General features: G+C 72.5%; 9 protein-coding genes. 5 read left to right on the top strand and 4 right to left on the bottom strand.

The features are described 5' to 3' along the window. Nucleotides 1–57: 57 nt before the first annotated feature. Nucleotides 58–1,545, top strand: a complete 1,488-nt coding sequence (locus tag EV385_RS20865) for an ABC transporter substrate-binding protein (protein WP_130510982.1) — start codon at nt 58–60, stop codon at nt 1,543–1,545. 9 nt (nt 1,546–1,554) lie between these two features. Here EV385_RS20865 and EV385_RS20860 read toward each other — a convergent pair whose 3' ends face one another. From EV385_RS20860 to EV385_RS20850, 3 genes are read right to left on the bottom strand one after another with little or no spacing between them, the layout of a single operon-like run. After that, the gene (locus EV385_RS20860) at nt 1,555–2,115 is read right to left on the bottom strand and encodes a PadR family transcriptional regulator (protein ID WP_130510981.1); all 561 of its coding nucleotides are present in this window, start codon (nt 2,113–2,115) and stop codon (nt 1,555–1,557) included. A gap of 20 nt (nt 2,116–2,135) precedes the next feature. After that, nucleotides 2,136–2,951 carry a crotonase/enoyl-CoA hydratase family protein gene (locus EV385_RS20855; protein WP_130510980.1) on the bottom strand — a complete coding sequence of 272 codons (816 nt, stop codon included), beginning with the start codon at nt 2,949–2,951 and terminating at the stop codon, nt 2,136–2,138. 29 nt (nt 2,952–2,980) lie between these two features. Further along, nucleotides 2,981–5,038, bottom strand: coding sequence for an NADPH-dependent 2,4-dienoyl-CoA reductase (locus tag EV385_RS20850; RefSeq protein WP_278044999.1), 2,058 nt, complete (start codon nt 5,036–5,038; stop codon nt 2,981–2,983). 614 nt (nt 5,039–5,652) lie between these two features. On the opposite strand from EV385_RS20850, the gene fxsT (EV385_RS20845) reads away from it, so the two are divergent. Beyond that, a complete protein-coding gene (gene fxsT / locus EV385_RS20845) occupies nt 5,653–8,160 on the top strand; it encodes an FxSxx-COOH system tetratricopeptide repeat protein (RefSeq protein ID WP_165449543.1) in 2,508 nt (835 codons plus the stop codon). Between the two features lie 29 nt (nt 8,161–8,189). Here the strand turns inward: fxsT (EV385_RS20845) and EV385_RS20840 are convergent, their stop codons facing one another. Further along, nucleotides 8,190–8,369 (bottom strand): hypothetical protein, encoded by a 180-nt coding sequence (locus tag EV385_RS20840; RefSeq protein ID WP_130510978.1) that lies wholly within the window; start codon nt 8,367–8,369, stop codon nt 8,190–8,192. Nucleotides 8,370–8,594: 225 nt separating this feature from the next. Between EV385_RS20840 and fxsT (EV385_RS20835) the strand changes: the two genes are divergently transcribed. From fxsT (EV385_RS20835) to EV385_RS20825, 3 genes are read left to right on the top strand one after another with little or no spacing between them, the layout of a single operon-like run. Then, entirely contained in the window at nt 8,595–11,429 is a 2,835-nt protein-coding gene (gene fxsT / locus EV385_RS20835; protein ID WP_130510977.1) for an FxSxx-COOH system tetratricopeptide repeat protein, read from the top strand. 40 nt (nt 11,430–11,469) lie between these two features. Continuing rightward, a complete protein-coding gene (locus EV385_RS20830; protein ID WP_242624984.1) occupies nt 11,470–12,753 on the top strand; it encodes an FxsB family cyclophane-forming radical SAM/SPASM peptide maturase in 1,284 nt (427 codons plus the stop codon). After that, nucleotides 12,750–14,057, top strand: a complete 1,308-nt coding sequence (locus EV385_RS20825; protein ID WP_130510976.1) for an HEXXH motif domain-containing protein — start codon at nt 12,750–12,752, stop codon at nt 14,055–14,057. Before EV385_RS20830 ends, EV385_RS20825 begins: the two co-directional genes overlap by 4 nt. The last annotated feature ends 57 nt before the right edge of the window (nt 14,058–14,114 follow it).

Here is a 14,114-nt window from a genome sequence, read left to right as displayed (position 1 = left end):
CCAGAGTATCGACGTTCGTCACTTCCTTTCAACGGCGGGCGCCGGAATAATCCGCGCATGCGCACCACGCTGGTGATCGCGGCGACCGTGGCCGCGCTGGCGGTCACTGCGACCGCCACCTACGGCCTGACCCGCGACGACCCGTCGAAACTCACGGTGGGGCTCGGCGAGCCCGCGACGCTGCTGCCCGGCCTGGTCGACGATCCGGCGGGCCGGTTGGTGCTCAGCGCACTGTGGACCCCGCTGACCGAGGTCGAGGCGTCCGGACGGCCGGTGCCCCGGCTGGCCGCCTCCGTGACCAGCGCGGACCAGCGGGTCTGGACCATCCGGCTGCGCCCGGGATGGCGGTTCCACGACGGTACGCCGGTGACCGCGCGCGCCGTCGCCGGCACCTGGCAGGCCACCCTGGCGCAGGGCTGGCGCGGCGCCGGGCTGCTGACCGACACCCTGCGGGTCCGCGGCGGGCGGCCGGGGCACGCCGACATCCCCGGCCTCCGGGTCACCGGCGAGGACACCGTCGAGGTCACGCTGGAGGCGCCGTTCGCCGAGCTGCCGCTGGCGTTGTCGGCGCCCGAACTGCAGCCGCTGCCCGAGTCCGTCCTGTCCACCCGCGACTGGGCCGGGTTCGCCGCCCGCCCGGTCGGCACCGGGCCGTACCGTCTCGACGGGGCGTGGCGCCCCGGCCACGGCGCCACCCTGCGCCGGTTCGCCGGATACGCCGGACCCCGGCCCACCGCGGACCGTATCGACCTGCGGGTGCTCGACCCGGCCACCCAGTACGCCCAGGTCTCCAGCGGCGACCTGGACCTCGCCACCGATCTGCCACCGGACCGGCACGCCGCATTCGGAACGGCCTTCGGCGCCCGGCACGGGGCGTGGCCGCTGGGTGCGGTGACGTACCTCGGCTTCGCGCGGACCGACCGGCGGTTCGCCGACCCGGGCGTGCGGCACGCGGTCTCGCTGGCGATCGATCGCGCGGGTCTGGCCGCCGGTCCGCTGGGCCACCAGGTGTCGCCGTCGACGGCGCTGGTCCCGCCCGGGATCCCGGGTGCGCGCAGCGGCGCGTGCCGCGCCTGCCAGCACGACGAGACGGCCGCCCGCGCCACGCTCGCCGGGCTCGGCGGCGCGCCCGCCGGGGCCGTACGCCTGTGGTATCAGCCGTCGCAGGCCGGTTGGGTGGCCGCCCTCGCCGACCAACTCGGGCGCGCGCTGCACCTCAGCGTGCTGCCGAGCCCGCTGACCGGCGGCACCCCCGCCGACGGCATGTTCCTCGTCGACCAGACCGTCATGTATCCCAGCGCCTATCCCGCGCTGCTGCCACTGGTCGGCCGGGAGCTGCCGGAGGTGCGGCGGCTCGCCACGGCCGCGGCCAGCCGGTCCGATCCCACCGAGCGGCTGCGCGGCTACCGCCTGGCCGAGAACGTCGCGCTGCGCGACCTGCCCCTGGTCCCGCTGTGGTCCCGGCACGGCCACGCCGTATGGTCGTCGCGCGTCACCGCCCTGCCCACCGACCTGTACGGCCCCCGGCTCGACCAGCTCCGCTGACCGGCTGCGTTACGCGTCGGGATGGCGCCGGGCGAGGACGTCGAGCGCGCGCTGTCCCCACGAGATGTTCTCCCGCTCGAACGCGATTCCGCGGTGGAGCGTCAGGTACGGCCCGATCCGGCTGCCGGTGGCGACGAACTCCTCGTCGGTGCGGTCGCCGAGGATCTCGGCGAGCGTGCGTTCGTATCCCGCGAGCCGGTTCCGGCTCGCGTCGATGCGGGTACGAATCGACGCCGTGAGACTGGGCACGTCGGCGTACGCGAGCGCCTCCACCTGGATCAGCAGCTCGTCCCGGATGGTGGTGGGCTTCGGGTCGCGCCGGGTGAATTCCCACAGCGCGGCCCGTCCGGCGTCGGTGACGGAGTAGAGGCGCTTGTCGGGCCGCGTGGACTGCTTGACGACGCGGGCCGACAGCAGGCCGTCGGCTTCCAGCCTTTCGAGCTCCCGGTAGAGCTGCTGCGGGGTCGTCGTCCAGAAGTTGGCCACCGAGCCGCGGAACTTCTTGGCGAGGTCGTACCCGGAGGACTCGTGGTCGATCAGGGCCGCGAGTAACGCATTCCTCAGTGCCACGATCACATCCTACGAGGGCCTCATCGGGTGCGCGGTTTGAACTGCGGCGCGTTCTTCGTGGTCGCGGACCGCCGGGCGATGGCCGTGTTCGGCAGGCGCAGCAGCCGCAGTTGTTCGCGCCGTTCCCGGGCGAAGGTGCGGCGGGCGCTGGACGTGAGCGCGCCGTCGAGCAACCGCTTCGCGGCCGCTATCGCATCCGGTGACCTGGTCCGGAGCCGGTCGGCGAAGTCCACGGCGGCCTGGACGGGGTCGGCATGGATCTCGGTGACCAGCCCGAGGCGCTGCGCCTCGGTGCCGGAGACCTCCTCGGCGGTCATGGTGAGCCGTTTGGCGACGTCGACGCCGACGACCTCGGTCAGACTGCGGATGCCGCTCATGTCGGGGATGATGCCCCACTTGCCTTCCAGCACCGACCACGCCGAGTCGGGCGTCGCGAACCGCAGGTCCGCGGCCAACGCGATCTGCAGGCCGCCGCCGTAGCAGTGGCCGTGCACCGCCGCGATGACCGGCACGGGAATGCGCCGCCACGCCCAGCAGGCTTCCTGGAAGCGGTTGGTGCCCCGCCACGGCGCGGGAACGAACGACCGGACGATGCGGCCGGGCGTCCGCAACACCGTCGCGAAGTCCAGGCCCGAACAGAACGACGCACCCTCACCGGCGATGACGACCGCCCGCAGGGTACGGTCGCGCCGCAGCCACCGCGCCGTCCGGATCAGGTCGTCCAGCGTGTCGAGGGTGAGCGCGTTGAGCTTGTCGGGCCGGGCGAGGCGGACCTGCGCGATGCCGTCCTCGATCCGCGTGGTCACGTACTTCGTGTGCGGTGCGGTGCGGTGCATGTCGGGCTCCACGATGTGACGGGACGGGCTCAGAGCCGCGCGGCGAGTTCGGTGGCCTGCTTGATGGCGCGCTTGGCGTCGAGTTCGGCGGCGACGTCGGCGCCGCCGATGACGTGGACCCGCACGCCGCGCTCCTGCAGCGGGACGACCAGGTCGCGGACCGAGGTCTGCCCGGCGCAGAGCAGCACGGTGTCCACGTCGAGCACCCGGCTCTCGCGCGGGGCCTTGGCATCGCGCGGATCGGTGGGGACGGAGATGTGCAGGCCCTCGTCGTCGATGCGCACGTACTCCACCGCGCGCAGCATCGTGACTCCGGAGTCCTGCAGCGTGGTGCGGTGCACCCATCCGGTGGTCTTACCCAGACCCTTGCCGAGCGCGGACGCCTTGCGCTGCAACAGGTAGACCTGCCGGCGCGGGATGGGGCTCACCTTGTCGGTCAGGCCGCCGCGCGCGTTCTCCGGGTCGGTGACGCCCCACCGGCGCAGCCAGTGCTCGAGCGGCTCGTTCTGCTCGTGCAGCAGGAACTCGCCGACGTCGAAGCCGATCCCGCCGGCCCCGATGATCGCGACCCGGTCGCCGACGACGGCGCCCTCACCGATGGCCTGCTGGTAGGTGAGGACCTTCGGATGGTCGACGCCGGGGATGTCCGGCACCCGGGGCCGCACGCCGGTGGCGATGACGACCTCGTCGTATCCGGCCAGGTCGTCCACGTCCGCGCGGACGCCCAGGCGCAGGGTGACACCGCGCACCTCGATCATGTGGCGGTAGTAGTCGAGGGTGCGCGCGAACTCCTCCTTGCCGGGAATCCGCGCGGCCAGCCGGAACTGGCCCCCGATCGTGTCGGCGGCCTCGAACAGCTCCACCCGGTGACCGCGGCCCGCCAGCTCGATCGCCGCGGCCAGCCCGGCCGGGCCGGCGCCGACCACCGCGATGCTTTTCACCGTACGGGTGGGCGACAGGACCAGCTCGGTCTCGTACCCGGAGCGGGGGTTCAGCAGGCACGTGGCGCGCTGGTTCTGGAACGTGTGATCCAGGCACGCCTGGTTGCAGGCGATGCAGGTGATGATCTCGCGTTCGCGCCGTTGCGCGGTCTTGGTGACCCACTCGGCGTCGGCCAGCAGCGGGCGGGCCATCGACACGAGGTCGGCCTCGCCGGAGGCGAGGATGTGTTCCGCGGTCTCGGGCCGGTTGATGCGGTTGGACGCCACGACCGGGATCGAGACCTCCTGCCGGACCTTGCCGGTCACCCAGGCGAAGGCGCCGCTGGGCACGGAGGTCACGATGGTGGGTACGCGCGCCTCGTGCCAGCCGATGCCGGTGTTCAGGATCGACACTCCGGCGGCTTCGAGTCCGCGCGCGAGCTCGACGGTCTCCTCCCACGACTGCGCGTTGTCGACCAGGTCGAGCAGGCTGATCCGGTACTGCACGATGAAGTCGTCGCCGACCAGGTCGCGGGTGCGCCGGACGATCTCGAGGGGGAAGCGCATCCGCTTGGCCGCCGAGCCGCCCCAGGCGTCGGTGCGGTCGTTCGTGCGGGCGGCGAGGAACTGATTGATCAGGTACCCCTCGGAGCCCATGATCTCGACACCGTCGTATCCGGCGCGGCGCGCCAACCGCGCGGCCCGGGCGAAGGCGGTCACCGTACGGTCGACCTGCCGCGTGGTCATGGCCCGCGGCCGGAACGGGGTGATCGGCGACTTCCGGCCCGACGCGCCCAGGCTCAACGGGTGGTACGCGTACCGGCCCGCGTGCAGCACCTGCAGCAGGATCTTCCCGTCGTGCTCGTGCACCGCGTCGGTGACGACGCGGTGGGCCCGGGCGTGGCGCTCGGAGGTCATCTGGCTGCCGAACGGCGCCAGCCAACCCCGCCACGTCGGCGCGTAGCCGCCCGTCACCATGAGGGCGACTCCGCCGCGGGCGCGTTCGGCGAAGAACGCGGCCAGCTTCGGCAGGTCCCGGGCCCGGTCCTCCAGCTTGGTGTGCATCGAGCCCATGACCACCCGGTTGCGCAGCACCGTGTGGCCGAGGTCCAACGGGCTCAGCAACGTCGGATAGCGGCTCGCGCCCTCGTCCACGTTCATCGTCATGCCACCGGACTCCCTCGACCCGTTCCGCACCGGCGGCCCTCGACGCGAGAGCCGACGCAGGAGCACCATACAACGAAGTGCATAGTAAAGAAAGTGACTATGAAATCCGGACACCCGGGCAGGAATCACGTGGCTCCGCTTTCCCCGAGATCCAGTGCGCCGGGGCGGCAACTTGCCAGGATTTTCCAAAAACTGACAACACTCATCCGTCCGGCGGTACTCGGCGGCGGGCCCCCGACGATTTGCTGGGTACTGGCGGCTGTCCACAGAGGCATGCGCGCGACATCGGGAGATCGACAGCGCGGAGGATCTTGTCAAGCCGGTCCGGTGAGGAGGATCTTGCGTGGCGCATGGCGACCGTGGTCTTCGATGGGCTCGCCTGGCAACAGGCGGTATCCCCATGGAAGTCCGGTCCGAATGCTACGATTCTGCTGTTTTGCGTCCGTCGGAAGATGGTCGGAAGGAGGGTGTCTCAGCTCATCGCGGGCGCCCGCATCCGGCCCCTACGCATAGGGAGCGGGATCCCGGTGACTGACCCGCGGGTAGCGGTGCCGCAGGCGGACAACCGACCATCGACGGGCCAGCCTGATCCACTGCGGGGCCAGCCCGATGCAGTGCGGGGGCAGCCAGATCCACTGCGGATCTGGGACGGCGTCCCGCTGCGGAACCCGGCGTTCACGGGCCGCGAAACGATGCTGCTCACCCTGCAACGGGCGCTCGACCGACGATCCAAGGCCTCGGTGCTGCCCCACGCGCTGCACGGGCTCGGCGGCGTGGGCAAGACCCAGCTGGCGGTGGAGTTCGCCTACCGGTACGCCGACCGCTACGACGTCGTCTGGTGGATCCCGGCCGAGCACCAGACCCTGGTCCTGCAGTCGCTGCGCGACCTCGGCCGGCGGCTCGGCACCCCGGAGACCGCCAACCTGCAGCACACCGCCGGTCTGGTCCTCGACCAGCTGGCCCACTCGTCGCTGCGCTGGCTGCTGATCTACGACAACGCCAACGACCCCGACGACGTCGCCAACCTGATCCCCGAGGGCGGCGGCCACGTCATCCTGACCTCGCGCAACCAGACCTGGTCGGACGTCTGGGACCCCATCGAGGTCGACGTGTTCGACCGGCCGGAGAGCATCGAGCTGGTCCAGAAGCGCAGCGCCGACGTCTCGACGGCCGACGCCGAGCGGCTGGCGGCCCGGCTCGGTGACCTGCCCCTCGCCCTCGACCAGGCCGCCTCCTGCCAGTCCGCCACCGGCATGCCCGTGGACGAGTATCTGGCCGAGCTCGACGTCCGGGTCCGCCAGCTCGCCCCCGGGCAGCAGGACTCCTACCGCACCACGATCGCGGCGCTGGTGAAGCTGGCGCTGGACCGGCTGCGCGCCGCCGCGCCCGCGACGGCGGAACTGCTCGAGCTGTTCGCGCGGCTGGGCGCCGAGCCGATCTCGGGCGGGCTGATGCGCCGGGGCCGGGACGCGCGCGTCTCACCCGCGTTGAAGGAGGCCTTGAGCGACCAGATCCGGCTCGACCGCGCGATCCGCCAGCTCAGCCGGTACGGCCTGGCCCGGGTGGACGCCAACAAGCGGGTCCAGGTGCACCGGCTGTTCCAGTTGGTGCTGCACGACGTCCTCGACGCCGAGGCGATCGAGCGCAGCCGGACCAACGTCCACCGCATGCTGGCCTCCGCCAACCCGGGATATCCCGAGGTGGAGGAGTTCTGGCCGGTGCACGCAGAGATCGGCCCGCACATCGGCCCGGCCGACCTGGTCGATTCCGAGCTGATCGACGCCCGCCGGGTCGTGCTCGACCAGGCCCGTTACCTGCAGCAGATCGGCGACCTGGAGGGCGCCCGCCGGTTGGGCGAGACGGCCGTCGCGACCTGGTCGAAGGTCGAGAACACGGCGGATCTCGGTCCGGACGGGGAGCTGACCCTGCGGGCCAGCCGCAACCTCGCCGCCGTCCTGCGGCTGCTCGGTTTCAACGAGCGCGCGCGCACGATGATCGAGGACGCGTTCGAACGCCTGAAGAACAGCGCGGAGTTCGGCCCCGATCACGAGTACACCCTCGACGCCGCCACCGAGCTCGCCCCGAACCGGCGGGTCGCGGGCGAGTTCCGCGACGCGCTGGAGTCGGACCAGGACACGGTCGCCCGGTACCGCCGCCTGTTCGGCGCCGAGGATCCGGCGACCCTGGCCGCGGAAGGCAACCTCGCGGTCAACCTGCGCATGCTCAGCGACTTCCCCGGTGCCTACCGGATCGACTCCGACGCGGTCGACGCCTGGCAGCGCAACGTCAGCGAGAACGACCTGCGCCTGCTGTTCGCCCAGGTGAACCTGGCCCGCGACCTCTACGGGCTGGGCCGGTACGCGGAGGCGCTGGTCCTGCAGCAGCGCGTGCTCTCGCCGTTCCGGGAGCAACTGGGCCCGCGTCACCCCTGGGTGCTGCTGGCCGGCCGGACGATGGCCGTGACCCTGCGCAAGGTCGGCCGGTACGCCGAGGCGCTGGCCGCCGCCGAGGAGCACTACCTGGACACCATCAACCGGTACGGCCAGGAGCACGAACATCTGCTGGCGGCCGCGATGACCCTCGCGAACAGCCTGCGGGTCACGGGCGACCTGGCGCGCGCCCGCGGGCTGGCGGCCGAGGCGGTGGACCGGTACCTGCGCGTCTTCGGCGACGACCACCCGCTGACGCTGGCCGCGACGTCGAACTACGCGATCGTCCTGCGCGGTCTCGGCGAGCACGACCGGGCCCGCGCGCTCGACGAACGCACCTACGCGCGGATGCGTACGGTGTTGGGCGACACGCACGCCTACACCCTGTGCGTGATCAGCGGCCTGGCGAACGACTACGCCGCGGCCGGCGACGTGCCGGGCGCCCGGCGCTGGTCGGACACGGCGCTCACGACGTCCCGGACCTCGCGCGGCGACCGGCACCCGTACACCATGGCCTGCGAGGTCAACGCCGCCGTCAGCCTGCTGGCGGACGGCGACGAGGCCGCCGGGCGGGCGCTTCTAGACCGGGCGGTGGCCGGGCTCACCGAGGTCCTCGGCGCCGACCACCCCGAGACCGTGGCGGCCGGGGAGCAACGCCGCGCCGAGTGCGACCTCGAGCCGCCGCCGACGTAGTCAACCGCACCGATCGCGGCCGGCCCGCCTCACGACCGGATCTCCGTGCCGTCGGGTCCGCCCGCCCGGGCGGCCCGTACCGTCTGCAACGCGACGGCCAGGTCGACGACCGCCGTCACCGCCGCCGGGTCGACCTTCGCCACGAAGATCAGCAGGATCGCGGTGACCAGCACCGCGATGAAGGCCAGCTCCTCCGCCTGTACCCACATCTCGACTCTCCCTCCACACCGGAACCGTTGATTTAATGGTGTGTGGCCCGGAACGCCCGAGATCGATTTCTGCCGTGCGTCGCCAAAGGTTTACGGGTGGTTACGTCAGGCAGGCCGGTATGGAATGCTGTCCATGACACAAATTGACGCTGGTTGGCGGTTAGCGGATGGGGGCCGGGCCGCCCACGGGGGGCGCAGGCCCGTGTGGATCAGGGAGTGTGGCGGGTGCCGCATGGGGAGCTCCAGGCGGAACTGGAACTGCTCTACCGAGCCGCAGGGCGACCGCCGTATCGCCGGGTCAGCGCCGAGATCCGCCGCCAGAACCACATGCCCGACACGGTGAGTCACGAGACCGTCGGCTCCATCCTCCGCGGTGACGTCCGGGTGCGCTGGTCCAAGCTGGAGTCGGTGGTGCGCCAGCTCGCCATCATGGCGGTGCACCGCCCGGACCAGGAGGAAGAGGTACGCCGGTTCCACGCGCTATGGCTGGCCATGGTGGACGGTCAGGAGACGGATCAGCCGCCGGCGCCGAAACCCGTGGACGAGTTCACGCCGGTCGACGCCGAGCGGCCGGGCGCCGCCACGCTGGCCGACGGGCTGCCGCCGGGCATCACACCGCAGCGCAACCACGCCTTTACGGGCCGGCGCGACCTGCTCCACCAGATCTCCGGGCGGCTGGCCGAGGAACCGTGGCAGCCGCTGATCCTGCACGGCCTCGCGGGCGTGGGAAAGTCGCAGCTCGCGGTGGAGTACCTGCATCGCAGCGCCCACCGCTACGACATCGTCTGGTGGATCACCGCCGAGGACCCGTCCCGGGCCACGGCGGCGCTGGCCACGCTGGGCGAACGCCGGGAATGGCCGGCCAGCTACGACATGGCGCAGACCGCCCGTACGGTGCTCACCCGCCTGGAGAGCGGCGCCGGACGGTGGCTGATCGTCTACGACAACGCCAACGCCCCCGACGAGATCGTCCCCCTGCTCCCCCAGGCGGGCGGCCACCTCATCGTGACCACCCGCGACGCCGCCTGGCTGAACCAGGGGCGGGCGCTGGAAGTCGACGTGTTCACCCGCCCCGAGAGCATCGACCTGCTGTGCGCCCGCGGCCACCAGATCATGCGTGAGGAGGCGGACCAGCTGGCCGCCCGGCTCGGCGACCTGCCGCTGGCCCTGGAACAGGTGGCCGCCATGCAGTCGGCAACGCGTACGCCCGTGGTGGACTACCTGCAGCAACTGGACGAGCGGGAGGCCGCCCTGCGCCTGCTGATGTCCACCGCCCCCGGCGACTACCGGATCCCCGTCGCCACCGCCGTCACGGTCGCCGCGGAGCGGATCCGCCGGGAGTCCACCAGCACGGCGCAACTGCTGGAGCTGATCTCCTGCCTGGGCGCCGAGCCGATCTCGCTGACCCTGCTGCGCAGCGGCAGCCAGCCGATCCCGCCGCCGCTGGGGCGCCTGCTGGAGCTGCCCGACGCCCTGGAGCAGGCCGTCTGGCGGCTGCGCCGGTACGGCCTGGTGAAGGTCGTCGACGACGGGCAGGCGCTGCAGGTGCACCGGCTGGTGCAGGCGATCGTCCGGGACGCGCTACCGGCCGACGCGCGGGCGCAGGCGTACACCAACGCGCGCCGGCTGCTGGCGGCCGCGAACCCCGGCAACCCCACCGCACCGCTGACCTGGGACATGTACGGGCGGATCGGCCCGCACCTGCGCCCGGCCGGAATGGTCGACGCCACCGACCCCGACTCCCGCCAGGTGCTGATCGACCAGGCCACCTACCTGTCCGAGATCGGCGACTTCGAGGGCAGCCGCCGGCTCAGCGGGGACGCGCTGGACCAGTGGACCCGCCACGGCGCCGCCGACGACGAACAGTCGCTGGCCTCCCTGCAGCGCCTGGCCGCCGCGCTGAAGGACCTCGGCCGGTACGGCGAGGCGTACCGGCTGGCCGACGAGGGCTGGCGGCGGCTCGTCGAGCACCCCGCGTACGGCGTCCACCACCCCACCACCCTGCAGCTCTCCGACCTGCTGGCCGTGCTGGACCGGGTGTTCGGCCGCTACGCGGACGCGCTGCGCAGGGACCGGCAGATCGTGGAGGCGTACCAGCGCATCCGGGGCGCCGACCACACCGCCACCCTGCAGGCGCGCAACAACCTGGCGGTCAGCCTGCGGGCCGTCGGCGACTTCCAGGCCGCCCACGACATCGACACCGAACTGGCCGACCTGCGGCGCAGCGCGGTCGGCCCCGATCACCAGCGGACCCTGCTGTCCGTGTCCAACCTGGCCCGTGACCTGTACGGACTCGGCGACTACGGCGCCTCACTGGACCTGCAGCAGTCCATCTGGCCGACCTATCAGAGCCGGCTCGTGCGGCGCCACCCGCACCTGCTGGCCGCCACCCGCACCATCGTGCAGGGTCTGCGGAAGACCGGACGGCTGACGGAGGCCCTCGACCTGGGCCGCCAGCTCTACCTGCACTGCCAGGAGTCGCTCGGGACCGAGCACGAGCTGACCCTGGCCGCCAAGATGACCTACGCCAACTGCCTGTACGCGAACGGCGAGGTGTACAAGGCGTCCAGCTTCGCCAGCGAGGCGGTCGACCGCTATCGCCGTACCTTCGGCGACCGCAACCCGCTCACCCTCGCCGCCGCGACCAACCAGGCGATCATCCTGCGTGCCCTCGGCGAACGCCGCCAGGCGCGGCAGATCGGCGAGGTCAGCTTCCAGGCCCTGCGGGAGGTGGTCGGCCCCGACCATCCGTACACCATCGCCGCGGCCGTCGGCGTGGCCAACGACCTGGTGCTGGGGCGGGAGGAGGACATCGCCCGGCGCCGGCTGGCGGGCACATTGGAGGACGCGAAGCGGATCCTCGGTGAACAGCATCCGGACACCCTGATCTGCGCGATCAATCTGGGCGTCCTCATGTCGCGCGGCTCGCCGGAATCCCGGACCCTGTTGGACAGGAGCATCGACCAGCTCCGCCGCACGTTGGGCACCGGACATCCGTTGGTGGCGGCCGCGGTGGCCGGAAAGGCGGCGGAGTGCGACATCGAGCCCCCACCGGTCTAGAGCCGACCTGTAGGAGAATCAGGCACATGCTGGTCCGCTGTTGCGCATCCCCGGCGCCGTGGGTCTGACCGTGCCCGCCCGGGACCTCGGCATGCCGTCGACGCGCGGGCCGGAGGGCGCTCCGGCACCGTGGCCGGACGAGCTGCTGGACGTCGCGGCCCTGCGGGCCACGGGCTGGCGGCCCACCCCGTTCCGGGACGTGGTGCTCAAGGTCCACCAGCGCTGCAACCTGGCCTGCGACTACTGCTACGTGTACGAGATGGCCGACCAGAGCTGGCGCACCCGGCCACGAGCGATGGAACGCCAGACGTGGCGGGCGGCGGCCGCCCGCATGGCCGAACACGCTCGCGGCCACGACCTGAGGGCGATGCGCCTGATCCTGCACGGCGGCGAGCCGCTGCTGGCCGGGGCGGACCGCCTCGCGGCCCTGGTCGGTGACTTCCGGGCCAGCCTCGAGGGGCACTGCCGGCTGGACGTGCAGATCCAGACGAACGGTGTCCTGCTCGACGAGCGCATGCTGGGTCGCCTGCGGGACTGCGGGGTCACGGTCGGGGTCAGCCTGGACGGCGCCGAGGCGGACAACGACCGGCACCGGCGCCTGCCGGACGGGCGGGGCAGCTTCACGGCGGTCGACCGGGCGCTGCGGCTGCTGAGCAGCCCGCCGTACCGGAGTGCCTTCGCCGGGATGCTGTGCACCGTGGACCCCGGCACCGATCCGCTGACCTGTTACGAGGCGCTGCTGGCGTACACGCCGCCGGCGATCGACCTGCTCCTACCGCATGCGAACTGGTCGCAACCGCCGGTGCGCGACCCGCACGCCGGCACCACCCCGCACGCCGACTGGCTGATCGCCGTCTTCGACCGCTGGTACGACGCACCACGCCAGGAGACGAGCATCCGGTTGTTCGAGGACGTCATCGCGCTCGCGCTGGGCGGTTCGGGCCGCTCGGAGCAGATCGGGCTGAGCCCGGTCGCGGTCGTCGTGGTCGAGACGGACGGCGAGATCGAGCAGGCCGACTCCCTCAAGTCGACCTACCCCGGGGCCTGCGCCACCGGGCTCACCGTCTTCGACGACCCGTTCGACGCGGCGCTGGGCCGGCCGGGCGTCGTCGCGCGCCAGATCGGTGTCCGGGCGCTGAGCGACACCTGCCACGCCTGCCCGGTGCACACCGTCTGCGGCGGCGGTCACTACGCGCACCGGTTCCGCGCGGGCGAGGGCTTCCGCAACCCGACCGTCTACTGCGCCGACATGGTGCGCCTGATCCGGCACGTCACGGCACGGGTCCGGGCGGATCTGGACGACCGACTGAGGAGCCGCGCATGATCGCGTATCACGAGGTGCCACCCGAGCAGTTCGCCGCCCTCGGTTCGGGCCTCGGCGGGGCCGCGACCGTCGCGGATCTCGCCGCGGCGCAGCGCAGCAAGCGCCTGCTGCTGCTGCGCCACCTGAGCACAGCCGGGTGCGACCGGGACGCCATCGACGTGCTGATCGAAGCGGACCGGCGCGACCGCCGGGCGGTCACCGAACTCCTCGACGATCCGCTAGTCGGCGCCTGGCTGGCCTGGACGGTGCGCCGCCACCTCGGTCACGCGGAGTCCGCCGTGCCCCTGGCGGAGGACGTGGCGCAGCTCGGCGCCGTCGCCGCCGTCGCGGCGCTGCGCGCGGGCGTCGACACCGAGCTGCATACCCGTACGCGGTGGGGAGCGGTCACGCTGCCAACCCTCGGCACGGCGGTGCACTGTGGGGACGGCCCGGCGCTGATCACGGTGTCGGGCGGACGGGCGACCGTGTCGGGCCCGTCCGCCACGGTCCGCGCCGCGGACGACGATCAGGGCTGGCAGCCGCTGCGCCGGTTGCGTGCCCGGCACGGCGACCGGGTCGCGACGGTCGCGGTCGAGGACGGCAACCCGTACCGGGACTGTTATCACGCATCACCGGCGGGCCGTTTCGGCGACGCCGAGTTCACCGGCTGGCAGGACCGCTACGCCGAAGCCTGGGCCCTGCTGGCCGGCTGCGCGCCGGAACGGGCCGACGAGCTGACCGTGGGCCTGCGCTCGCTGGTCCCGCTGGTCACGGACGACAGCGGGGTGGCGCGCAGCGGCACGGCCCGCGACGCGTTCGGGACGATGGGGCTGACCCGGCCACGGTCGGCCACCGAGTTCGCCGTGACGCTGGTCCACGAGTTCCAGCATTCGAAGCTCAGCGCGCTGCTCGACCTGGTCCCCCTCGTCGTCCCCGGCGGCACCGAACGCCACTTCGCACCGTGGCGGGTCGATGCCCGGCCCACCGGCGGCCTGATCCAGGGCGTCTACGCGTTCCTCGGCGTGGCCGACACCTGGCGGGCGCTGCTGGCGGCGCCGGCCCTCGCGGACGAGGCCGCCCGCGAGTTCGCCGTCGTCCGTACGCACGTCGACGTGGGTCTCGCCGCGTTGGAGAGCTCCGGCGAGCTCACCCCGCGCGGCCGGGTCCTCGCCGGCCATCTCCGCACCGCGCTGGATGCCCTGCTGGCCGTTCCGGTACCCGTTTCCGCATCGGCTACCGCCGATGACTCGCTGCGGCGCAGGCGCGCGGCCTGGACGGCGCACAATAGCCGTGTTGTGACCTCGGGTGCTCCTGCCAAGCGATAGGATTTCGCTGACGACGCGCCGGCGCGACGCTCCTCGGCGCCCTCCGGAAGCGGACAG

The organism is Krasilnikovia cinnamomea (assembly GCF_004217545.1).
GTDB lineage: Bacteria > Actinomycetota > Actinomycetes > Mycobacteriales > Micromonosporaceae > Actinoplanes > Actinoplanes cinnamomeus.
This window is presented reverse-complemented; position numbering and strand designations above follow the sequence as displayed.

Coding starts and splice junctions, on each gene's coding strand:
- EV385_RS20865 (WP_130510982.1), top strand. CDS start 58: ATGCGCACCACGCTGGTGATCGCGGCGACCGTGGCCGCGCTGGCGGTC.
- EV385_RS20855 (WP_130510980.1), bottom strand. CDS start 2,951: ATGCACCGCACCGCACCGCACACGAAGTACGTGACCACGCGGATCGAG.
- EV385_RS20850 (WP_278044999.1), bottom strand. CDS start 5,038: ATGACGATGAACGTGGACGAGGGCGCGAGCCGCTATCCGACGTTGCTG.
- EV385_RS20840 (WP_130510978.1), bottom strand. CDS start 8,369: ATGTGGGTACAGGCGGAGGAGCTGGCCTTCATCGCGGTGCTGGTCACC.
- EV385_RS20825 (WP_130510976.1), top strand. CDS start 12,750: ATGATCGCGTATCACGAGGTGCCACCCGAGCAGTTCGCCGCCCTCGGT.